Below are 20,796 nucleotides of genomic sequence, written 5' to 3'. Positions count from 1 at the left end.
ACTAGAACGTCCAGGGTATCCGCCGGGGCCCACCGCTTTTCGCGCAGGTGAGCCTACGGCCGCGTCACCAGCGACGCCGTCACGACGCGGTTGTCCTCGTACCCCTCGCTGCCGCCGACGTACTCGCCGCCGCAGGTGACGAGGAGCAGCTTGTGCGGCCCGTCGGGGTTGAACAGCTGCTCGGACCGGCCGGCGAGCTCGGACTTGTGCACGGTCTCGGTGGCCTCGATGCGGTACACCCAGGCACCGCCCGCGGTGTCGGTCAGCTTGACCTCCTGCCCCTGCTTGACCTGCCAGAGTTCGGTGAACGGGCCCTTCTTGCCCTTCCAGTTCACGTGCCCCGACAGCAGCGCGACGCCGTGGTCGGCGCCCAGCTTCGCGCCCCACCAGGCGGCCTCGTCGAGGCCCTCGGGGATCTTCAGCGCGCCCTCGGCGTCGAGGTCCTCCTGGATCAGCTTCGCCGTGCCGCCGCCGGGCAGGGACAGCTGCGCCGGAGCCCGGCCGGTGTCCGCCGCGGCCGGCTGGTTCGCGGCCGGGACGGGCGTCCCGGCGCCGTTCGCGATGGCGGGTTCATCCTTTGCGGTGAACACGAGCAGGGTCGCGACCAGCGCCGCGACCACGAAGGCCCCGGCGACGCCGACGATCCACCAGCGGCCGGAGCCCTTCTTCGGCTCCGCCGGGTTCCGCTCCTGCATGGGTTGGTGCTCCTTCGCTGTCGTGGGCAGTGCACGGACAGGCATGCCGCGAAGGAGACGGGAGGTTGCACCGAACCTGGTTCAGCCGGTGGGGCGCGTCACCAGCTCGGCCGTGACCAGGCGGTTCTCGTCGTAGCCCTCGGTGCCGCCGACGTAGTCGCCGCCGCAGGTCACCAGCACCAGCCGGTGCGGGCCGTCCTGCCCGAACCACCGGGCGGCCTGGGACGGCAACGTCTCCTTCGGCAGCGTGACGACGTCGTCGACGCGGTAGACCCACCGGCCGCCGCGCGCGTCGACGACGCTGACCTGGTCGCCGTCGCGCATCCGCCACAGCTCGTCGAACGGCCCGCGCTCGCCCTCCCAGTTGACGTGCCCGGACAGCAGCGCCGCACCGCGGGCCGCTCCCAGCTTGGCGCCCCACCAGGCCGCGTCGCCGAGGCCGCGCGGGATCGGCAGCACGCCGGTGTCGGTGAGTTCGGTGCGGACCAGCCGGACCGTGGCGCCGCCGGGCAGCCGGACCGTGCCCGGCCGCTGCTGCGTGGCGGTCTCGCTGTCCGCGGGGAGCACGGCCGGGGCCGCGTTCTCACCCGGCAGCGCGCCGGGCGGAGGTGCCGCCGCCACCGGCGGCGCTGCGGGCGGCAGCCAGGTCAGCACGACGATCCCGGCCGCGAAGGCGGCCACGGCCAGCGCCGCCGAGACAGCGGCCAGCGCGGTGCGCAGCACCTAGCCCGACCCGGTCTTGCGCCGCCTGCCGAGCAGCAGGGCGACGGCGGCGAAGAAGACCCCGCCGAAGAGCAGGCCGATGCCGAGCGGGACGCGCGAGCCGTCACCGCCGGTGGCCGGCGCGGCCGCGCCCAGGTAGCCGGCCGGGACCTGCGTCGGCACGGCGGGCTGCGTGGCGTTCGTGCCACCGGCCGGGCCGCCGGCCTTCGCGACGAACCCCTTCGGGATCGAGCAGCTGACCCCGCCGAGCACGATGTTCGTCTTCACGTCCTGCAGCGCGGTCCCCTGGGCGTCCTTGACGTGGGTGGTGATCTCGAGCCGCCAGCCGGCGGCGGCGGTGAAGTCGCCCCCGCGCCAGCCGTCCTGGCGGATCAGCTGGTCGAAGGCGCCGACGCGGGTCAGCTTGAGGTCGGAGACCGTGGTCGCCCGGTCGGCGTTGGCGATGTCGCCGGGCGGGCCGAGCCGCAGGTTCGTCAGCTGGAGACCGGCGTTGCCGCCGGGCACCGGGACGATGCCGAGCGCGCCGCCCGCCTGGCGCACCCACAGCCGGGCCACCGACGAGGAGGCCGACAGCTTCGCCGGCCCGGTGCAGTCCACCGCCGTCTTAGCGCCTTCCAGCACGAGCACGGTGTTGTCGGCCGGCTTGGTGCCGCCCTGCCAGTCGTCCCGCAGTGCGTAGTTCGTCTCCGCGGCGGCGGTGGGCACGGTGGTGGCCTGCAGCGCGGCGAAGACGTTGTGGTCCCGGCTCGCGACCCCCGGCGGGTACGGGTTCTGTGACGCGCTGTAGCGGCCGAGGTCGATGCGGTAGTGCCCGCCGAAGGTGGCGCGCTCGCCGTCGTCCTTGGGAACCGAGACGCGGTCCGCGCCGAGCTTCGACCGGCCGGGCAGCAACGGGGATCGTTGCGTTTCGGTGATCAGGGCCCCGCCGCGCTGTCCTTCGTCCCCGATCCGCACCGAGGCGATGTTCGCGAACGAGACCGGGCCGGTCTTCTCGTCGACGGCCTGGGTCTGCGCACCCGCGACACCCACGCCGGCCAGCGGGAACATCGCGGCCACCAGCGCGGCTGCCTTCGTCACGAAACGCGTCATGTCTCCCCACTGCTCTGCTTCGGGCGGGCGGCCCGAGTCCGGAAACCGGCGAAACGCTCCGCGACAACCTTGCACCGTCGGCCACCACTTGCGAAGCCGCAGGGCCAATATCCCACGAACTCACCCGAACGGGGTAATACAACCGGCCGTACCCCGCAGCTCGGCGCCAAAGCGGGGGTCCCGGAAGGGGGAACACTAGGATGGGCGGGACCGTTATCGGCAATGACTACGGAATTCATGGTCGCAGGCGGCGCGACGAGCAGTGTGGAGGCGGGAATGGCGACGGTCACCGGGAGTGGCGCCCAGCCGGGGCTCGCGGACTGCACCCCGGTGGCCGAGGCGGCTCCGGCCCACCCCGCGCAGTCGGTGCTGACCGACGCGGGCGACCTGCTGCGCGCGCTGGCGGCGCCGGTCCGGATCGCGATCGTGCTGCAGCTGCGCGCGGCCGACCGGTGCGTCCACGAGCTGGTGGACGCCCTCGACGTCGCCCAGCCCCTGATCAGCCAGCACCTGCGGGTGCTGAAGACGGCCGGGGTGGTCCAGGGCGAGCGCCGCGGCCGCGAGGTCGTCTACCGGCTCGCCGATGACCACCTGGCGCACATCGTGGTCGACGCCGTTGCCCATGTGCAGGAAGGCAAGTGATGAACACCGCCGCGTCGCCCAGCCAGGCCCCGGTCCCCGGGCGCCGATCCACCCGGCAGCGGGCCGCGGTCGTCGAGCTGCTCAGCACGATCGACGACTTCCGGTCGGCCCAGGAGCTGCACGACGAGCTGCGCAGGCGCGGCGACGGCATCGGCCTGACGACGGTGTACCGCACGCTGCAGTCGCTGTCGGAGGCCGGCGAGATCGACGTCCTGCGCACGGACTCGGGCGAGGCGATCTACCGCCGCTGTTCGTCCCACCACCACCATCACCTGGTCTGCCGCGTGTGCGGCCGCACGGTCGAGGTCGAGGGACCGGCGGTGGAGCGCTGGGCGGAGAAGATCGCGGCGGAGCACGGCTTCTCCGAGATCTCCCACACGGTGGAAATCACCGGCACCTGCGCCGAGCACTGACCCGCGCCACGCCTGGCGTACCCGCAACGGAGTCAGTATTCGTAGGGGTCCTTGGGGGCGGAGATCGACGTCACCGAGGCTGGGGCGAAGTCCGGCGTGTAGCTGTTCTCCCGCGTTGCCGTGCCCGGGACCACCTCGCCCGTCACCTGGATCCACGCGTCGCTCGCGAGGTGGTCGGCCTCGCCGCCGCGGAGGCGGACCGTCACCGGGAACGCGTCCGCCGCGCAGCAGCTGATCACCAGGCGGGCCAGCAGCGTGCTGCCGTCGGTGTGCACCACGAACCCCGTCAGCGACACCGTGCGGCCGTTCAGCGTTCCCGCCGAGTCCCAGCCCGCGCGGGTGACGAACTCGTTCACCGTCAACGGCACCACGTTCCCCACCGGCAACGGCGGGAACGCCGCCGCGTTGGCCGCGGCCGCGGTCGACGGGGCACGGGCCTCCGTGCGGATCACCGAATCCGCGCCCAGCGCCGGCGGGGCGATCAGGAACACCGCCAGCACCGGCACCAGCAGCAGCCACGCCGGCCGCGCCGAGTGCGAGTGGCCCTCGTGGTCACCGGGAACGGCAGCCCGCCGCGACGCCACCAGGTCGCGGACGATCGCGACCGCGCCCAGCAGCACCATCACCCCGCCGCCCGCGATGATCCACGGCTGCTGCGCGGGCTTGACGTACCGCAGGTAGTCGCCGTTGACGGCGATCTTGACCAGCGCCCCGCCGAGCAGGATCAGCAGGATGTTCTGGGTTTCCCGTTTCACACGACCCCCACCAGGAATCCGGCCCCGATCGCGCAGGCCACCGCCACCACGAACGTCACCGGCGCGAACCGCACCGCGAACGACCGCCCGAACGTGCCGGCCTGCAACGCGAACAGCTTGACGTCGATCGCCGGCCCGACGACCAGGAACACCAGCTTCGGCAGCAGCGGCAACGCCGTCAGCGACGCCGCGACGAACGCGTCCGCCTCGCTGCACAGCGCCAGCACCACCGCCAGCACGGCCATCACCACCACACCCAGCACGAGCTGGTCGCCCAGCACCCCGAACCACTTCGCCGGCACGAGCACGTTCAGCGCCGACGAGATCAACGCCCCCAGCACCAGGAACCCGCCGGCCTCGACCAGGTCCGTCCGCGCGGTCTCGGCGAACACCCGCCACCGCTGACCGCCCGCCACGTCCGGGAGCCGCCGCAGCGCCCGCGAAGTGATCCACTCGAGCTTGCCCCAGCGCGCCCACAGCCAGCCCATCACCATGGCCGTGGCGAGCGAGCCCGCGAACCGCGCCAGCACCATCTCCGGCTTGCCGGGGAACGCGACCGCGGTGGCCACCAGCACCACCGGGTTCACCGCCGGCGCCGCGAGCAGGAAGGTCAGCGCCGCGGCCGGGGCCACGCCCTGCCCCATCAGCCGCCGGGCCACCGGCACCGAGGCGCACTCGCACCCCGGCAGCGCGACCCCGGCCAGCCCGGCCACGCCGACCGCCGCCCCGGTCCGGCGCGGCAGCACCTTCTCCAGCACGCGTGCGGGCACGAACGCGGCGATGGCCCCGCTGATGAGCACGCCCAGCACCAGGAACGGCAGCGCCTGGACGCAGACGGCGACGAACACGGTCGAGCCGGTGCGCAACGCGGGCACGTCGAACACCTGCTGCAGCCAGCCCTGGGCGAGGATCGCGATCAGCAGGATCGCGCACAGCACTTCGACCGAGCTGATCCGGAACCGGCGCGTGCGCCGGCCGGGCTCGGCCTCGGTGTCGGAAACGGTGTTCACGAAGGCGATGATGCCAGCACGGCCCGACAGCCGGAGAGCCGCACGGGTCGCGAAGGGAGGATCACGGTCCGTTTTGGCCCCGGATCCTCCGTTGGCGGCGGAAAATCCACCTCGGACGGGTCAGTCGCCGGGCACGATCCCGGGCAGATCGGTCCTCAGCTGCGAAGCCGTCGACACGACCAGCATCAGCAACGTCCCGAGCGCCGGCGCGTCCAGCCCGGCCGCCGGGAACGCGTACCGCAGCGTCACGTCGGCCCCGTTGTCCGAGTGCCCGATCCCGAGCGTCCCGAACAGCCCCTGCCCCGCCCGCTCGGCGACGGCGATCGACAGCTCCGGCTCGTCCGCCAGGTCCCAGCCGACCACGCAGGTCAGGGTGAGCACCGTGAGACCCTCGCCGAGCCGGGTCGCCTGGATCACGCACGGGACGCCGCCGTGGGAGAACGTCAGCGCGCCGTCGTCGTCGACGTGGACCTCGAGGTAGCGCTCCAGCGCCTCCCGCGCCCGCGTCAGCAGCTCCGCGGTCTCGACCGCTTCGGTGGCGCTCACGAAGAAGCCGCCTGGTCGACCGCGCCGCCGAAGCGGCGATCCCGCCTCGCGAATTCCAGGCAGGCCCGCCACAGGTGGGTCCGGTCGAAGTCCGGGAACAGCGTGTCCTGGTAGACCATCTCGGCGTAGGCCGACTGCCACAGCAGGAAGTTCGACGTCCGCTGCTCGCCCGAGGGCCGCAGGAACAGGTCCACGTCCGGCATGTCCGGCTGGTACAGGTACTTCCCGATGGTCTTCTCGTTGACCTTGTCGGGGTTCAGCTTGCCGTCGGCGACGTCGCGCGCGATCCGCTGCATGGCGTCGCCCAGCTCGGCGCGGCCGCCGTAGTTGACGCACATGGTCATGTTCAGCGCCGTGTTGTGCTTGGTCTTCTCCTCGGCCGCCTGCAGCTCCTTGATGACCGACGCCCACAGCTTCGGCCGCCGCCCCGCCCAGCGGATGCGCACGCCGATCGAGCCGAGGTAGTCGACCTGGCGGCGGATGGTGTCGCGGTTGAAGCCCATCAGGAACCGCACCTCTTCGGGGCTGCGCTTCCAGTTCTCGGTCGAGAACGCGTACACCGAGAGCCACTTGACGCCGAGCTCGACCGCCCCGCTGGCGACGTCGATCATCACCGCTTCGCCGCGCTTGTGGCCCTCGATCCGCGGCAGGCCGCGCTGGTTGGCCCAGCGGCCGTTGCCGTCCATGACCAGCGCGACGTGCTTGGGCACCAGGTCGCGCGGGATTTCCGGTGGCTTCGCGCCCGACGGGTGCGGATCCGGGGCCCGCAGCTCGAACCGCGACGCCTTGTTCTCGCGTCCCCTGCGCAGCACTGCGAGCCTCCCTGGATGGGGTGAAACCGATCAGGCCCGACCCTACTGCCCGGACACCACCTGTCCGCCGGGGGTTCGGGTGGTGGAGTCCCCGGCTCGGGGCGAAGCCCCGAGTGTCACCGTCGCTTCCCGGGCACGTCGCTCGACCAGGGGCAGCGACCGCAGCTGCCGCTCCAGGTGCCACTGCAGGTGCGCCGCGACCAGCCCGCTCGCGTCGCGGCGGGTGCCGGGGAGGGTCGACTCGGCCAGCGGCCATTCGCCGTGCAGCAGCGCGGTGAGCAGGTCCAGGACCTCGGGCGCGGGGTGCACGCAGCCGGCGATCCGGCAGTCGGAGCACATCGAGCCGCCCGCGGCGATGCTGAACGCCGGGTGCGGGCCCGGCAGGCCGCAGCGGGCGCATTCGGTGAGCGCGGGCGCCCAGCCGGCGTAGGACATCGCGCGCAGCAGGAACGCGTCGAGCACCAGAGAAGAGTCGCGTTGCCCGTCGGCCAGCGCCCGCAGCGCCCCGACGACGAGGAGGTACAGCTTGAGCACCGGCTCGCCCTCTTCGGCCGAGAGCCGGTCCGCGGTTTCGGCGATCGCGCTGGCCGCGGTGTAGCTCTGGTAGTCGGCGACCAGCGGCAGCTGGAACGCGTCGACGGTCTCGACCTGGGTGATGACGTCGAGCGTGCGGCCGGTGTAGAACTGCACGTCGACGTGGCCGAACGGCTCCAGGCGGGCCCCGAAGCGCGACGAGGTGCGCCGCACGCCCTTCGCGACGGCGCGGACCTTGCCGTGCCGCCGGGTCAGCAGGGTGACGATCCGGTCGGCCTCACCCAGCTTGTGCGTGCGCAACACCACCCCGGTGTCGCGATAGAGGTTCACCACCCCGACATCGTCCCACTTCTGGGCGACGCCGGGGTGGACCGGCCCGGCTTCAGCAGTAGTAGCCCGAGCAGTACGAGCTCACGGCGGTGGCCGCGACGATGATCCAGATGGTCGCGAACACGCAGCCGAGGCCGCCGATGATGGACGCGATCAGGCAGAGCGTCTTGGTCGTCCGCGACGCCTGCTCGGCCATCGCGTAGTTGCCCTGCATCTTGTACGTCTGGACCTCGTTGGACTTCATGATCGCGAAGATCGCGAGGATCCAGCAGAGGAAGATGCAGCCGATCGCCCAGCCCTTGTAGTCCTTGATCTGGTTGATGTCGCCGCCACCGGGCATGCCGTAGCCGGGGGCGCCGAAGCCACCGGTCGGCGGCTGGCCGTACGGCGCGGGCTGCCCGTACGGCGCGGGCTGGCCGTAGGGCGCGGGCATGCCGCCGGACGGCGGGCCGTAGCCGGGCTGCTGCGGCTGCTGCGGCTGGCCGTAGGGCTGCTGCTGGCCGTAGGGATTGGTCATGACGTTCTACCCCAACTATTCGTGAACTTCCGCCGGGCGAACTCCGGCGGTGGTGCGGAAAGGTCAGCGCTGTTCGTTCGGCGGCTGGCCGAACTGGCCGGGCTGGATCTTCTGGGTCGGTTCGGGCTCACCCTGAGCCTCGGGCCGCAGCATCTGGGTGCGCTCGGCCTGCTCGTCGAAGGCGGATCCGGAATCCGGGCGCAGCATCTGGGTGCGCTCCGCCTGCTCGTCGAAGGCGCCGCCACCCGGCGGCGGGGCGAGCGGCTGGCCCGGCTGCTGCCCGAACCCGCCGGGCTGCGAGGGCTGGGCGAAACCGCCGGAGGACGGCGGCTGGCCGAACTGACCCGGCTGCGGCTGACCGAAGCCACCCGGGGCGGGCGGCTGCTCGAAGCCGCCGGACTGCGGCTGCTGGGGGTAGCCACCGGACGCAGGCTGCTGCGGGAAACCACCGGAGGGCGGCTGGCCGAACTGGCCCGGCTGCTGTCCCGGCGGCGGGAAGCCGCCGGCGAACCCGGGCGCGCTCTGCTGGGCGAACGGCGCGCCCGCGTCGTCGGCGTGGACGACGACGGTGCCGATGATCTTGTCGGCGAGGGTCTGGTTCTTGTCGTCCCACAGCGGCCACAGCCAGCCGACGTAGCAGATGACGTTGTCGACGAAGTGGGCGAGATCGCGCACGAAGGCCATTCCGGGGCCGAGCGGCTGGCCGGTGTCCTCGCGGACGAGCTTGATCTTCGCGACGCGCTTGCCGACCGACTGCCCGGTGTTGCCCTGCAGGATCCACCGGTTGTAGACGCACCAGCCGATCCAGGCGAGCGCGCCGACCAGGGCCAGCACCCCGCCGGCCTCGCCCTCGTTCACCGTGACGGGGATGACGATCGCGTACAGCAGGACGATGGGCCCGAAGTCGACGAGCCAGCCGAGGGCGCGCTGTCCCCAGCTCGCGTAGTTCCGCGGCGGGCCGAAGGGGTTGCCCTGCTGACCGAACGGCGCGGGCTGACCGAATGGCGCCTGCTGCCCGTAGGGCGTGGGCTGCCCGTACGGCGCCTGCCCCGGCTGCGGCTGGCCGAACGGCTGCTGGCCACCGGGCTGCTGCCCGAAGGACTGCTGCCCGTAGGGATCGGTCATTGGGTCTTCCCCTCGCTGTCACTCCACCGCACGCCCCGTGCGGAACCGTCCCGCGTGTACGGCGCGGTCCGCGGGAGCGTACTCGGTTCACCTTCGGCCGCGCCGTCCAGCCTTCAGCTGTCCGGGTGAACCGCCTGCCCGTGCGACGCGGTCCGCGGCCGCTCGGTTCCCGGCCCCGGAGATCAGACGCGCAGGCCCGTGAACGGCGCGAACGGGAGGTTGCGGATGACGAACCAGACGACGAACACGATCGAAAACACCAGTGGCGTCCAGCGCCAGTGGAGCCAGCTGTTCACCGCGCGGCCGCGCAGGCGGCCGAGGGTCCACGCGACGGTGCTCCACACCAGCAGCAGCACGACGACGAGCGAGACGGCGTTGTAGTGCAAGGCCGCGGGAATGTCCCCGTGCATCAGGCTGTACGCCATCCGCATGCCGCCGCAGCCCGGGCAGTCGATGCCGAGCAGGGCTTTGGTCGGGCACACGGGCAGGAACCCGCCCGGGGTGGTCGGGTCGCCGATCCAGACGGCCACACAGCACGCGCCGAGCCCGGCGACCACGGCCATCGGCGCGCCGAGAGCGCGCAGCTTGGCCTTGGCACCGCGGGCGGGGTATCCCGTGTAGACGGTCGTGGTCACGGCGTCAGCTGGTTCGCGTTGACACCGACGAGCACGATCATCACCACGATGAACACGACGTAGAGCAGCAGGAGGATCCCGGTCGTGATGGCCGACCACATCGCCCACTTGCGGGCGTCGGCGGCGGCCTTCTGCGCCTCGGCGTGGTGGCCCTGGAACCAGAGCGACTGCACCTGGCTGGACTTCACGATCGCGACCACGCCCAAGGGCAGGCAACACAGCACGGTGCTCAAGATCGCCCACACCATGTTGTTGTCCGGCGGCGGCCCGTAGTTCGGCGGCGGGTAGCCGTAGCCGTAACCCGGCCCGCCCTGGGGCGGGTACGGCGGCGGGTACTGGTCGGTCACCGGAATCCTCCTGCTGCTCGGCTACGTCAGTATGACGACGTGGTCGTGCCGAACGTGAAGACACCCGCGATCATCAGGATGATCCACAGCACGAGCCACACGACGCCGACGACCGCGGAGATGATCGCCCACTTCTTGGCCGAGTTGGCGGCCTCCTGCGCGGCCGCGGTCTGGCCCTGCGCCCACAGGCCGTTCACCTTCGCGGCCTGCACGATCGACACGACGCCGAACGGGAGGCAGCACAGGATCGTGGTCAGGATGGCCCACACGAGGTTGTTGCTCGGGGGCGGGCCCGGCTGGTAGCCACCCGGCTGCCCACCGGGGTAGTTCGGCTGCCCGCCGGGCTGGTTCGGCTGGTCGCCGGGGTAGTTGGGCATGCCCTGGCTGTCGGTCATGGTCGGTTGTTCCCCTTCGTCGAGCTCCCTAGAACGACCACCGGATCCGCAGCCGCCCCGACCGGCCGCGGTGTGGTCGAAGCCGCGACTGTAGGGGGCGAGATGATCGCGTGCCCCGCGTTTCGTCCCGCCGCGACCGAATCGAGACCAGGAATTCCGCCGCCGCCCCCGGAGGGCGGGCAGCAGGGGTCAGAAACCGAGCCGGCGTAACTGACGGGGGTCGCGCTGCCACTCCTTGGCCACCTTGATGTGCAGGTCGAGGTAGACCTTCGAGCCGAGCAGCGCCTCGATGTTCTTGCGGGCGGCGGCACCGACTTCGCGCAGCCGCTCGCCCTTGTGCCCCAGGATGATCCCCTTCTGGCTGGGCCGTTCCACATACAGGAACGCGTGCACGTCGATGAGGTCGTCGCGGCCTTCGCGGGGCAGCATCTCCTCGACCGTGACGGCGATCGAGTGCGGCAGCTCGTCGCGGACGCCTTCCAGCGCCGCCTCGCGGATCAGCTCGGCGACCAGGGTCTGCTCGGGTTCGTCGGTGAGCTCGCCGCCGGGGTAGAGCTGCGGCCCCTCGGGCAGCTTGCCGACGAGCAGGTTCGCGAGCGCGTCCACCTGGAACCCGTCCACTGCGGACACCGGGATCAGCTCGGCGAACTCCATCACGTCCTGCAGCGCGAGGAGCTGCTCGGCGACCTGCTGGGGCTGGACGAGGTCGGTTTTGGTGACGATGCCGATGACCGGCGTCCGCTTCGCGATCTTCGCCAGCTCCGCGGCGATGAACTTGTCGCCGGGGCCGATCTTCTCGTTCGCCGGGACGCAGAAGCCGACGACGTCCACTTCGGACCAGGTCGTGTGCACGATGTCGTTGAGCCGCTCGCCGAGCAGGGTGCGCGGGCGGTGCAGGCCGGGCGTGTCGATGAGGACGAGCTGGGCGTCCTCGCGGTGGACGATGCCGCGGATGGCGTGCCGGGTGGTCTGCGGCTTGCTGGAGGTGATCGCGACCTTGGTGCCGACGAGCGCGTTGGTCAGCGTCGACTTGCCGGCGTTGGGCCGGCCGACGAAGCAGGCGAAACCGGAACGGTGCTCGGTCATCGGGTGAGCACCTCGAGGACTTCGCCGTCGGGGCCGGCGAGGATGATCGGCGCGTACTTCGCGATGTCGCGGACGGCGTGCACGGACGCCCCCTTGACCAGGCCCTGGTCGGTGACGACGGCGGCGGCTTCGATGCCCTCGGCGCCGCTGGACAGCGCGGCGGCGACCGCGGCCTGGAGCGCGGTGAGCTTGAACGACGGCTGGTCGACCGTGCCGGCGGCGTAGGTGCGGCCATCGGTGTCGCGGACCGCGGCGCCCTCGGGCGCCTGGATGCGGGCGCGCGAGGACCTGGCCAGCGTGACGAGTTTCTGGTCCTCGGCCTCGAGGTCAGGCATGTTCGACGCTCCTGTCGCGTTCGTCGGGGTGGGGCAGGCGCGTGCGGCGGCGCGTCCGGTCGACGGGGTCCGTCATGGCTTCGGCGGTGGCCGGGTGCACGACCACGGAGGTGATCCGCATGCGGCCGCGCCGGTCCTTGCCCCCTTCGGCGAACAGCCGAAGGCCGGCGACCTCGGCTTCGGCCCCCGGCAGCGGGACCCTACCGAGTCGTTCCGCGAGCAGCCCGCCCACGGTCTCCACGTCGTGGTCTTCCAGGTCGACGGCGAACAGTTCGCCCAGGTCGTCGACGCTCATCCGGGACGACACGCGGACGGCGCCGCCGTCGAGCTCCTCGACCTCGGGGCGCTCGTCGGCGTCGGACTCGTCGGTGATCTCGCCGACGATCTCCTCGAGGACGTCTTCGATGGTGAGCAGGCCCGCCGTGCCGCCGTACTCGTCGACGGCGATCGCCATGTGGTTGTGCGAGCGCTGCATCTCCTTGAGCAGCTCGTCGAGCCGTTTCGAGTCGGGGACGAAGGAGGCCGCGTTCATCACGGACTCGACGACGGTGCTCGGCCCGTCGGGGTCGAGGTAGCCGGTCATGAGGTCCTTGATGTTGACGACGCCGACGATGTCGTCGACGGACTCGTCGATCACCGGGAGCCGGGTGAAGCCGGTGCGCAGCGCGAGGGCCAGTGCCTGCCGGACGGTCTTGGTGCGCTCGATCCAGACGATCTCGGTGCGCGGCACCATGACCTCGCGGGCGACGGTGTCGCCGAGCTCGAACACCGAGTGGATCATCTCGCGTTCGGAGTCCTCGACGACGCCGCGTTCCTGGGCGAGGTCGACGAGCTCGCGCAGCTCGACCTCGGAGGTGAACGGGCCTTCGCGGAAGCCCTGACCGGGGGTGATGGCGTTACCGATGAGGATGAGCAGCCGGGACAGCGGGCCCAGGACGGAACCCAGGACGCGGACGGGCCCGGCGACGTAGCGGCCGATGCGGTAGGGGTGCTGGCGGCCGAGGGTGCGGGGGCCGACGCCGATGAGGACGTAGCTGACCACGACCATGACGACCGCGGCGACCAGCACGGCGAGGCCGAGCGGGGCCAGCCGGGTGCCCACGAACACCGTGACGAGCACGGTGGCGGTGAGTTCGCAGCCGAGCCGGAGCAGGAGCAGCAGGTTGATGTGCCGCCGCCGTTCGGCGACGACGGCGGCGAGCTGGCTGGCGCCGGGCAGCCCGAGCCGGGCCAGGCCGTCGGCCCGGGCCTGCGACACGGTGCTGATCGCGGCGTCCGCCGCCGCGAACACGCCGGCCAGGAGGACGAGCGCGATCGCGAAGAAGAGCTGTTCCATGGCTGGCGCCTAGTACCGCGCTTCGGGGTGCCGACGGCCGGCAGCGCCCCAATGTGGCCTTCGGTGCGTTGAACGCACCGAAGGCCACCTTGGGTGCGTTGAACGCAACCAAGGCCACATTGGGGCGCTTGGTCCGGAGCCGGGATCGGGGACGCGCGGCACTAGGGCGTATCCCCGGCGGGTGGCTCGGCGGCGGGGGCGGCCGGGGTGTCGAGGCCGGCGATGCCGAGGACGCGGTCGTCGGTGTTGCGCTGGGCGTCCCGCTTCTCCAGGGCGGCCACGGCGTCCTGGTACTCGCCGAGGATGCGCTTCTGGAGGCCGAACATCTCGCGTTCCTCGGCGGGTTCGGCGTGGTCGTAGCCGAGGAGGTGGAGCACGCCGTGCACGGTGAGCAGGTGCAGCTCGTCGATCAGGGCGTGGCCCGCGGTCTTGGCCTGGTCCTTGGCGAACGCCGGGCAGAGCACGATGTCCCCGAGCAGGGCCGGCGACGCGTCGGGCGCGTCGGGGCGGCGGGAGGAGTCGAGCTCGTCCATCGGGAAGGCCATGACGTCGGTGGGGCCGGGGAGGTCCATCCAGCGTTCGTGGAGGTCTTCCATGACTTCGAGGGTGACGAGGAGGATGGACAGCTCGGCGAGCGGGCTGACCTCCATCTTGTCGAGGGCGTAGCGGGCGGCCGAGACGATGGACGTCTCGTCGACGATGACGCCGGACTCGTTGGCGATCTCGATGCTCAACGCCGGTTGCCCTTCCAGCCGTCGTTCTGCTGGGCGTCCTGCACGGCCTGCCACTTCTCGTAGGCGTCCACGATGCTCGCGACGAGCCGGTGCCGCACGACGTCCTGGCTGGTGAGCTCGGCGAAGTGGAGGTCCTCGACGCCGGTGAGGATGTCGCGCACGACGCGCAGGCCGCTGCGCTGCCCGCTGGGCAGGTCGACCTGGGTGATGTCGCCGGTGACGACGATCTTGGACCCGAAGCCGAGCCGGGTGAGGAACATCTTCATCTGCTCGGGCGTGGTGTTCTGGGCCTCGTCGAGGATGATGAAGGCGTCGTTCAGGGTCCGGCCGCGCATGTAGGCGAGCGGCGCGATCTCGATGGTGCCTGCCTGCATGAGGCGCGGGATCGACTCGGGTTCGACCATGTCGTGCAGCGCGTCGTAGAGCGGCCGCAGGTAGGGGTCGATCTTCTCGTTGAGGGTGCCGGGCAGGTAGCCGAGGCGCTCGCCGGCTTCGACGGCCGGGCGGGTCAGCACGATGCGGGTGACCTGCTTGGCCTGGAGGGCCTGGACGGCCTTCGCCATGGCGAGGTAGGTCTTGCCGGTGCCGGCGGGGCCGATGCCGAAGACGACGGTGTGCTTGTCGATGGCGTCGACGTACCGCTTCTGGTTGAGCGTCTTGGGCCGGATGGTCTTGCCGCGGCGGGAGACGATGTTGAGGCTGAGAACCTCGGCCGGCGAGGCGTCGCCGGTGGAGAGCATGCCGATGGTGCGCCGGACGGTGTCCGGCCCGACCTGCTGGCCGCCGGTGGCGAGCTGCACGAGCTCGGCGAAGACGCGTTCGGCGAACGCGACGTCGGCGGGTGTGCCGGTCAGGGTGACCTCGTTGCCGCGGACGTGCACGTCGGCGGCCAGGAGTTCCTCGGCGACGCGCAGGTTCTCGTCGCGGGAGCCGAGCAGGCTCAAGGCAGCGGCGTCGGGAATGGGGAACCGGGACTGCGCGGCCTGGACGGCGGCATCCTCGGTCTTGGCGACGTCCCCGGGGACGTCGGGTCGGGCGGCACCACCCGGTACGGTTCCGGCCACGTGGCCTCAGGCCTGCTTTCTCGGTGAGGGAGAACGGACCCCACCGATGCTACTGGCACGCACCGACAAGACGCAGGCCGGTTTCCCTAGTCCTCCTCCGGAGCCCCGAACAACCCCAGAGGTTCCCCACCGAGAACATGGGCATGCACGTGAAACACGGTCTGCCCGGCATCCCCATCGGTGTTGAACACAACCCGGTACCCACTCTCGAGGATGCCTTCGATCTCGGCAACCTTACGAGCAGCGGCGACCACATCACTCAGCAGCTGCGGATCCCCAGCAGCAAGCTCGCCAACGTTCCGGTACCGCTTCCGAGGCACAACAAGCACATGAACCCGAGCCTGCGGCCGAACATCCCGGAAGGCAAAGGTGGTCGCATCCTGATAGACGACGTCGGCAGGGATCTCCCCACCAATGATCCGTTCGAAGAGGGTATCGGCCTCAGTGTCGCTCATAGAAGCACCCTATCCACCCCAGCGAGAAGGCCGAAGGCCGCCGAGCCCCCAACACGCTGTCCCCAACCAGACCACCCCCAAACTCGCGGGGGTCCGGGGCTTGCCCCGGCTGGGGGTCTGGGGGTTTGACCCCCAGAAAAGAGGACGTAACCAAACCGCGGCTCGACCGCGAGCGAAGCGAGCAGGAGAGATGCCGCGGTGGCGGTGAAGCCTGGGGGTCGCCTCACCGCGACCGCGGCGGCCGCCGGACCGAGGGGGGAGGTGCCCGGCGGGGTCTGTGTCTTCCCAGTGGCGCACCGAACCGATGGTGAACGGTGCGTTAGTAAATGAGAGTAACGGGTCGGAGCGTGATCGCGCCATAACTGGGCGCAAAATTTGCCCGGTTTTTTGTCGATCTCATCGCCAGCGGGTGGTGAGGGCGCCGAGGGCGCCGAGGGCGACGGCGGCGGCCGTGGAGGTTCGGAGAACGGTCGTTCCGAGCCGGACGGCCCGTGCGCCGGCGTCGCGGAGGGCCTGGAGTTCGTCGTCGGTGATGCCGCCCTCGGGGCCCACGACCAGCAGCAGGTCTCCGGTGTCGGGCAGGGCCAGGTCGGTGAGCCGCTCGGGGACGTCGGACTCCAGCACGATGGCCAGCGACATCGTCGTCACGAGCCCGGCCAGCTCGCTCGTGGTCACCGGCTCGGTGACGTCCGGCACGTGCGCTCGCCGGGCCTGTTTGGCGGCGGCCCGGGCGGTGGCGCGCCACCGCGCGAGGGCCTTCTCGCCGCGGCTTCCGTCTTCCCACTTCGCGACGCTGCGGCCCGCCCGCCACGGGACGATCGCGTCGACACCGGCTTCGGTGGCGAGTTCGACGGCCAGTTCTCCGCGGTCGCCCTTCGCCAGTGCCTGCGCGACCAGTACGCGCAGGGCGGGCGGCTCCTCGGTCCAGTGCTCCTCGACCGTCACGGTCAGCAGTGGGTCCCGCCCGGCCTGGACGTCTTCGACGACGCACCGGGCCATGGCGCCGGCGCCGTCGGACAGGACCAGCCGCTCGCCGACGCGCAGGCGGCGGACGGTGGCCGCGTGCCGGGCTTCCTCGCCGTCGAGGACCGCGCGGCCGGAAGCCGGCACGGACGGGGCGAGGAAGACCGGCAGGGTGGTGTCGGGCACGGTCAGCGGTGGTTCTTGGCGCGGAGCTTGGCGAACAGCCCGCCGTGCTTGGTGCCGTTGGAAGCCAGCGTCGGGACCTCTTCGCCGCGCTGGTGGGCGAGCTCGACGAGGAGTTCGCGCTGGGCTTCGTCGAGCTTGGTCGGGACCACGACGTCGATGTGGACGTGCAGGTCGCCGCGGCCGTCGACGCGGCCGGAGGACCGCAGCCGGGGCATGCCCTTGCCGGTCAGGACGAGCTCGGCGTTGGGCTGGGTGCCGGGTTCGACGTCGAGTTCGTAGTCGCCGTCGACGAGGGTCGAGATCGGCACCGTGGCGCCGAGCGCGGCGGTGGTCATCGGGATGCGGAAGTTGCAGTGCAGGTCGTGGCCCTGCCGGACGAAGACCTCGTGCGGGGTCTCGTCGATCTCGACGTACAGGTCGCCGGCCGGGCCGCCGCCGGGGCCGACCTCGCCCTGGCCGGAGAGGCGGATGCGCATGCCGTCGCCGACGCCCGGCGGGATCTTCGCGGTGACGTTGCGGCGGGCGCGGATGCGGCCGTCGCCGCCGCACTGGCGGCAGGGGTCGGGGATGACCTCGCCGAAGCCGCGGCAGACCGGGCACGGCCGCGCCGTGACGACCTGGCCGAGGAAGGACCGCTGGACGGACTGGACCTCGCCGGCGCCGCCGCAGGTGTCGCAGGTCTTGACCGAGGTGCCTTCGCTGGTGCCCGCGCCGCGGCAGAGGTCGCAGACGATGGCCGTGTCGACGGCGATCTCCTTGTCGACGCCGGTGGCGCACTCCTCGAGGGTGAGGCCGAGCCGGATGAGCGCGTCGGAGCCGGGCTGGACGCGGCTGCGCGGGCCGCGCCCTCGTCCCCCGCCACCGCCGGCCGCACCGAAGAAGGCGTCCATGATGTCGCCGAGGCCGCCGAAGCCGGCGAACGGGTCGCCGCCACCGCCGCCGCGCGCGCCGCCGTCCATCGGGTCGCCGCCGAGGTCGACGATCTTGCGCTTCTGCGGGTCGGACAGCACCTCGTACGCCGTCGTGACCTCGCCGAACTTGTGCTGCGCGTCTTCCGACGGGTTGACGTCGGGGTGCAGCTCCCGGGCCAGCTTCCGGTACGCGCGCTTGATCTCCTGATCGCTCGCGTTCTTGGCCACCCCGAGGATGCCGTAGTAGTCCCTCGCCACCGTCTCTGCTTCTCCTTCTGCTCTGCCCGGCTCAGCGGCCGGCCAGGATCTGCCCCACGTAGTTGGCGACCGCGCGCACCGCGGCGATCGTGCCGGGGTAGTCCATCCGGGTCGGGCCGACCACCCCCATGCCGCCGAGCACCACGTCGTCGCGGCCGTAGCCGATCGAGACGACCGAGGTGCTGCGCATCTGCTCGTCTTCATTTTCCTCACCGATGCGGACCGTGATCGCACCGGGGTTGCGCGCGGCCGCCAGCAGCTTCAGCACGACGACCTGTTCCTCGAGCGCTTCGAGGACCTGGCGCAGTGAGCCGGGGAAGTCGGCGACGTTGCGGGTGAGGTTCGCGGTGCCGCCGAGCACCAGGCGTTCTTCCGGGTGCTCGGCCAGCGACTCGACCAGCACGGTGGTGACGCGGATGAGCGCGTCCCGCAGCTCGCCGGGCGACTTGTCGGGCAGCTCGGCGACGCGCGCCGCGGCGTCGTTGAGCCGCCGTCCGGACATGGCCGCGTTGAGCACGGTGCGCAGCCGGGCCACGTCGTCCTCGGTGACGACGTCGCCGAGGTCGACCGTGCGCTGGTCGACGCGCCCGTTGTCGGTGATCAGCACCAGCATCAGCCGCGCCGGGGTGAGCGGCACCACTTCGAGGTGGCGCACCTTGGCGTTGGTCAGCATCGGGTACTGGACGACGGCGACCTGCCGGGTCAGCTGCGCGAGCAGCCGGACCGAGCGCTTGAGGACGTCGTCGAGGTCGGTGCCGCTGTCGAGGAACGTGGTGATGGCTCGGCGCTCGGCCGCGCTCAGCGGCTTGATCTCCGACAGCCGGTCGACGAACAGGCGGTAGCCCTTGTCGGTCGGGACGCGGCCGGCGCTGGTGTGCGGCTGTGTGATGTAGCCCTCTTCTTCGAGCGTCGCCATGTCGTTGCGCACGGTGGCGCTCGACACACCCAGGTTGTGCCGCTCGACGATCGCCTTCGACCCGACGGGTTCCTGGTTGGACACGTAGTCGGCCACGATCGCACGCAGCACGTCGAAGCGGCGTTCCTCCGCGTTGGCCACCGGTTCCTCACCTACCTCGCTCGCTGCTCGATGCGAGTTTACGGAAGTCTGAGCCGGTCGCGCTCAACGCGGGCCACCCGGGCCGGGTGAGCGGTTCGCTCCCTCTCCTCGCCGTCTCCTTCCCCGGCCGACGAGGTCGCCGTGAGCAACGTTGCCCCGGCTCGCCCGCCCCGAGGGGCACTTTCCCGTGAAAGTGCCCCGGAGCGAGCACTCCGGACCGGGTCAGGAGTTGCGGGGGAAGCCCAGGTTGACGCCGGCGTGGGAGCGGTCCGGCCAGCGAGAGGTGACCACCTTGGTCCGGGTGAAGAAGTGGAACCCTTCCGGCCCGTACGCGTGGCTGTCGCCGAACAGCGAGTCCTTCCAGCCACCGAAGGAGTAGTAGCCGACCGGGACCGGGATCGGGACGTTGACCCCGACCATGCCCACCTCGACCTCGTTCTGGAACCGGCGCGCGGCCGCCCCGTCGCCGGTGAAGATCGCCGTGCCGTTGCCGTACGGGTTGGCGTTGATCAGCGCCAGCGCGTCGTCGTAGGAGTCCGCGCGGGCCACCGACAGCACCGGGCCGAAGATCTCGTCCGTGTAGATCGACATCTCCGGGCGGACGTGGTCGAACAGCGTCGGGCCGAGCCAGAAGCCCCCTTCGGCGACCTCGATCCCCCGGCCGTCGACGACCAGCGTGGCGCCGGCCGTCACCCCGGCGTCCACATAGGACTCGACCCGGGCGTGGTGGGCCGCGGTGACCAGCGGCCCCATCTCGGACTCGGGGTCGCGGCCGTCGCCGACGCGCAGCCGAGCCATCCGCTCGGCGATCTTCTGCACGAGCGAGTCGCCGACCGGGTCGACGGCCACGACCACCGACACCGCCATGCACCGCTCCCCCGCCGAGCCGAACCCGGCCGACACCGCTGCGTCGGCGGCGAGGTCGAGGTCGGCGTCCGGCAGCACCACCATGTGGTTCTTCGCCCCGCCGAGGGCCTGGACGCGCTTGCCGTGCCGGGTGCCGGTTTCGTAGACGTAGCGCGCGATCGGCGTCGACCCGACGAACGAGATCGCCTTGACGTCGGCGTGCGCGAGCAACCCGTCGACGGCGGTCTTGTCGCCGTGCAGCACGTTCAGCGCGCCCGCGGGCAGCCCGGCCTCGGCGAACAGCTCCGCGATGAACACCGCCGCCGACGGGTCCTTCTCGCTCGGCTTGAGCACGACGGTGTTTCCGCAGGCCAGCGCGTTGGGGACGAACCACAGCGGCACCATGGCCGGGAAGTTGAACGGCGAGATCACGCCCACCACCCCCAGCGGCTGGGCGAGCGAATAGACGTCGACGCCGGTGGACGCGTTCTCGCTGAACCCGCCCTTCAGCAGCTGGGCGGCCCCGCAGGCGAACTCGACGTTCTCGATCGCGCGGGCGATCTCCCCGGCCGCGTCGGACTCGACCTTGCCGTGCTCGCTCGTGATGATCTTCGCCAGCTCGTGCTTGCGGGCGGACAGCAGCTCGCGGAAGGCGAACAGCACGCGCGTCCGGCCGGCCAGCGACGTCCCGCGCCAGCCGGGCAGCGCCGCCTTGGCCGCGGCGACGGCGGCTTCGACCTCGGCCTCGCCGGCGAAGTCGACGTGCGCCCGGACCTCCCCGGTGGCCGGGTCGAAGACCTCGCCGGACCGCGCGGCGGTCCCGCCGAACGGCTTGCCGTCGATCCAGTGGCTGATGCGGTCGGTCACGGCGGGCACTCCTTCACTCCGGCAACGTCCCCCAGAGTCTCCGGTCGGGCGCCACGCCAGGCCATCGGCAACGTGTACGCCAGTTGGCTCCCGGCCGTACAGTCTGTCCCTGCCGATCACACGCCGAGGA

At 71.6% G+C, this 20,796-nt stretch carries 25 protein-coding genes; 2 read left to right on the top strand and 23 right to left on the bottom strand.

Annotation, left to right across the window (positions count from 1 at the left end):
• Positions 1 to 53: 53 nt before the first annotated feature.
• The 3 genes from ACLJQE_RS28320 to ACLJQE_RS28310 all read right to left on the bottom strand — a co-directional run bounded on the left by ACLJQE_RS28320 (position 54) and on the right by ACLJQE_RS28310 (position 2,507).
• Positions 54 to 695: a class F sortase gene (locus ACLJQE_RS28320; protein WP_410642434.1), complete on the bottom strand. Its 642-nt coding sequence runs from the start codon at positions 693 to 695 to the stop codon at positions 54 to 56.
• An 81-nt stretch (positions 696 to 776) separates the two neighbouring features.
• Positions 777 to 1,418, bottom strand: coding sequence for a class F sortase (locus tag ACLJQE_RS28315; protein WP_410642433.1), 642 nt, complete (start codon positions 1,416 to 1,418; stop codon positions 777 to 779).
• Entirely contained in the window at positions 1,419 to 2,507 is a 1,089-nt protein-coding gene (locus ACLJQE_RS28310) for a hypothetical protein (protein ID WP_410642432.1), read from the bottom strand. It lies immediately after the preceding gene.
• Between the two features lie 276 nt (positions 2,508 to 2,783).
• Between ACLJQE_RS28310 and ACLJQE_RS28305 the strand changes: the two genes are divergently transcribed.
• Positions 2,784 to 3,149: an ArsR/SmtB family transcription factor gene (locus tag ACLJQE_RS28305; protein WP_410642488.1), complete on the top strand. Its 366-nt coding sequence runs from the start codon at positions 2,784 to 2,786 to the stop codon at positions 3,147 to 3,149.
• On the top strand, positions 3,149 to 3,562 hold the full coding sequence (locus tag ACLJQE_RS28300; protein WP_410642431.1) for a Fur family transcriptional regulator: 414 nt from the start codon (positions 3,149 to 3,151) through the stop codon (positions 3,560 to 3,562). The genes ACLJQE_RS28305 and ACLJQE_RS28300 overlap by 1 nt, the downstream gene beginning before the upstream one ends.
• Positions 3,563 to 3,594: 32 nt before the next feature.
• Here the strand turns inward: ACLJQE_RS28300 and ACLJQE_RS28295 are convergent, their stop codons facing one another.
• The 20 genes from ACLJQE_RS28295 to ACLJQE_RS28200 form a co-directional block, all read right to left on the bottom strand.
• A complete protein-coding gene (locus ACLJQE_RS28295) occupies positions 3,595 to 4,317 on the bottom strand; it encodes a TIGR03943 family putative permease subunit (RefSeq protein WP_410642430.1) in 723 nt (240 codons plus the stop codon).
• Complete coding sequence (locus ACLJQE_RS28290; RefSeq protein ID WP_410642429.1) at positions 4,314 to 5,327, bottom strand: permease; 1,014 nt, start codon at positions 5,325 to 5,327, stop codon at positions 4,314 to 4,316. The genes ACLJQE_RS28295 and ACLJQE_RS28290 overlap by 4 nt, the downstream gene beginning before the upstream one ends.
• A 120-nt stretch (positions 5,328 to 5,447) precedes the next feature.
• A complete protein-coding gene (locus ACLJQE_RS28285; protein WP_410642428.1) occupies positions 5,448 to 5,873 on the bottom strand; it encodes a hypothetical protein in 426 nt (141 codons plus the stop codon).
• A complete protein-coding gene (locus ACLJQE_RS28280) occupies positions 5,870 to 6,685 on the bottom strand; it encodes an isoprenyl transferase (protein ID WP_410642427.1) in 816 nt (271 codons plus the stop codon). The genes ACLJQE_RS28285 and ACLJQE_RS28280 overlap by 4 nt, the downstream gene beginning before the upstream one ends.
• A 42-nt stretch (positions 6,686 to 6,727) precedes the next feature.
• The gene (recO, locus tag ACLJQE_RS28275) at positions 6,728 to 7,552 is read right to left on the bottom strand and encodes a DNA repair protein RecO (RefSeq protein WP_410642426.1); all 825 of its coding nucleotides are present in this window, start codon (positions 7,550 to 7,552) and stop codon (positions 6,728 to 6,730) included.
• A 49-nt stretch (positions 7,553 to 7,601) separates the two neighbouring features.
• A complete protein-coding gene (locus ACLJQE_RS28270; protein WP_410642425.1) occupies positions 7,602 to 8,066 on the bottom strand; it encodes a CD225/dispanin family protein in 465 nt (154 codons plus the stop codon).
• A 63-nt stretch (positions 8,067 to 8,129) separates the two neighbouring features.
• Entirely contained in the window at positions 8,130 to 9,191 is a 1,062-nt protein-coding gene (locus tag ACLJQE_RS28265; protein ID WP_410642424.1) for an RDD family protein, read from the bottom strand.
• Between the two features lie 182 nt (positions 9,192 to 9,373).
• Positions 9,374 to 9,826: a DUF2752 domain-containing protein gene (locus tag ACLJQE_RS28260; RefSeq protein WP_410642423.1), complete on the bottom strand. Its 453-nt coding sequence runs from the start codon at positions 9,824 to 9,826 to the stop codon at positions 9,374 to 9,376.
• On the bottom strand, positions 9,823 to 10,173 hold the full coding sequence (locus tag ACLJQE_RS28255) for a CD225/dispanin family protein (RefSeq protein WP_410642422.1): 351 nt from the start codon (positions 10,171 to 10,173) through the stop codon (positions 9,823 to 9,825). The genes ACLJQE_RS28260 and ACLJQE_RS28255 overlap by 4 nt, the downstream gene beginning before the upstream one ends.
• 26 nt (positions 10,174 to 10,199) lie before the next feature.
• The gene (locus ACLJQE_RS28250; protein WP_410642421.1) at positions 10,200 to 10,568 is read right to left on the bottom strand and encodes a CD225/dispanin family protein; all 369 of its coding nucleotides are present in this window, start codon (positions 10,566 to 10,568) and stop codon (positions 10,200 to 10,202) included.
• A 189-nt stretch (positions 10,569 to 10,757) separates the two neighbouring features.
• Positions 10,758 to 11,654 (bottom strand): GTPase Era, encoded by an 897-nt coding sequence (era, locus tag ACLJQE_RS28245; RefSeq protein ID WP_410642420.1) that lies wholly within the window; start codon positions 11,652 to 11,654, stop codon positions 10,758 to 10,760.
• On the bottom strand, positions 11,651 to 11,989 hold the full coding sequence (locus ACLJQE_RS28240; protein ID WP_410642419.1) for a cytidine deaminase: 339 nt from the start codon (positions 11,987 to 11,989) through the stop codon (positions 11,651 to 11,653). Before ACLJQE_RS28240 ends, era begins: the two co-directional genes overlap by 4 nt.
• Positions 11,982 to 13,325 (bottom strand): hemolysin family protein, encoded by a 1,344-nt coding sequence (locus tag ACLJQE_RS28235; protein ID WP_410642418.1) that lies wholly within the window; start codon positions 13,323 to 13,325, stop codon positions 11,982 to 11,984. The genes ACLJQE_RS28240 and ACLJQE_RS28235 overlap by 8 nt, the downstream gene beginning before the upstream one ends.
• A 161-nt stretch (positions 13,326 to 13,486) precedes the next feature.
• On the bottom strand, positions 13,487 to 14,059 hold the full coding sequence (ybeY, locus tag ACLJQE_RS28230; RefSeq protein ID WP_410642417.1) for an rRNA maturation RNase YbeY: 573 nt from the start codon (positions 14,057 to 14,059) through the stop codon (positions 13,487 to 13,489).
• On the bottom strand, positions 14,056 to 15,123 hold the full coding sequence (locus tag ACLJQE_RS28225; protein WP_013228400.1) for a PhoH family protein: 1,068 nt from the start codon (positions 15,121 to 15,123) through the stop codon (positions 14,056 to 14,058). The genes ybeY and ACLJQE_RS28225 overlap by 4 nt, the downstream gene beginning before the upstream one ends.
• Positions 15,124 to 15,209: 86 nt before the next feature.
• Positions 15,210 to 15,578: a histidine triad nucleotide-binding protein gene (locus ACLJQE_RS28220; RefSeq protein WP_410642416.1), complete on the bottom strand. Its 369-nt coding sequence runs from the start codon at positions 15,576 to 15,578 to the stop codon at positions 15,210 to 15,212.
• A gap of 396 nt (positions 15,579 to 15,974) precedes the next feature.
• Complete coding sequence (locus ACLJQE_RS28215; protein ID WP_410642415.1) at positions 15,975 to 16,727, bottom strand: 16S rRNA (uracil(1498)-N(3))-methyltransferase; 753 nt, start codon at positions 16,725 to 16,727, stop codon at positions 15,975 to 15,977.
• A 2-nt stretch (positions 16,728 to 16,729) separates the two neighbouring features.
• Complete coding sequence (gene dnaJ, locus ACLJQE_RS28210; protein WP_410642414.1) at positions 16,730 to 17,896, bottom strand: molecular chaperone DnaJ; 1,167 nt, start codon at positions 17,894 to 17,896, stop codon at positions 16,730 to 16,732.
• 31 nt (positions 17,897 to 17,927) lie between these two features.
• Entirely contained in the window at positions 17,928 to 18,953 is a 1,026-nt protein-coding gene (gene hrcA, locus ACLJQE_RS28205; protein WP_410642413.1) for a heat-inducible transcriptional repressor HrcA, read from the bottom strand.
• Positions 18,954 to 19,175: 222 nt separating this feature from the next.
• Entirely contained in the window at positions 19,176 to 20,666 is a 1,491-nt protein-coding gene (locus tag ACLJQE_RS28200) for a CoA-acylating methylmalonate-semialdehyde dehydrogenase (protein ID WP_410642412.1), read from the bottom strand.
• Between the last annotated feature and the right edge of the window lie 130 nt (positions 20,667 to 20,796).

Source organism: Amycolatopsis sp. lyj-346 (assembly GCF_046548975.1).
Taxonomy (GTDB): domain Bacteria; phylum Actinomycetota; class Actinomycetes; order Mycobacteriales; family Pseudonocardiaceae; genus Amycolatopsis.
Note: the sequence above shows the minus strand (reverse complement) of the source record. Positions and strands in the feature narration are given on the sequence as shown.

Bases quoted from the DNA above. Each gene is read 5' to 3' on its own strand.
- era (WP_410642420.1), bottom strand. From the start codon at position 11,654: ATGACCGAGCACCGTTCCGGTTTCGCCTGCTTCGTCGGCCGGCCCAAC.
- ACLJQE_RS28235 (WP_410642418.1), bottom strand. From the start codon at position 13,325: ATGGAACAGCTCTTCTTCGCGATCGCGCTCGTCCTCCTGGCCGGCGTG.
- ACLJQE_RS28220 (WP_410642416.1), bottom strand. From the start codon at position 15,578: ATGAGCGACACTGAGGCCGATACCCTCTTCGAACGGATCATTGGTGGG.
- ACLJQE_RS28320 (WP_410642434.1), bottom strand. From the start codon at position 695: ATGCAGGAGCGGAACCCGGCGGAGCCGAAGAAGGGCTCCGGCCGCTGG.
- ACLJQE_RS28270 (WP_410642425.1), bottom strand. From the start codon at position 8,066: ATGACCAATCCCTACGGCCAGCAGCAGCCCTACGGCCAGCCGCAGCAG.
- ACLJQE_RS28300 (WP_410642431.1), top strand. From the start codon at position 3,149: ATGAACACCGCCGCGTCGCCCAGCCAGGCCCCGGTCCCCGGGCGCCGA.
- ACLJQE_RS28240 (WP_410642419.1), bottom strand. From the start codon at position 11,989: ATGCCTGACCTCGAGGCCGAGGACCAGAAACTCGTCACGCTGGCCAGG.
- ACLJQE_RS28310 (WP_410642432.1), bottom strand. From the start codon at position 2,507: ATGACGCGTTTCGTGACGAAGGCAGCCGCGCTGGTGGCCGCGATGTTC.
- ACLJQE_RS28305 (WP_410642488.1), top strand. From the start codon at position 2,784: ATGGCGACGGTCACCGGGAGTGGCGCCCAGCCGGGGCTCGCGGACTGC.
- ACLJQE_RS28265 (WP_410642424.1), bottom strand. From the start codon at position 9,191: ATGACCGATCCCTACGGGCAGCAGTCCTTCGGGCAGCAGCCCGGTGGC.
- ACLJQE_RS28250 (WP_410642421.1), bottom strand. From the start codon at position 10,568: ATGACCGACAGCCAGGGCATGCCCAACTACCCCGGCGACCAGCCGAAC.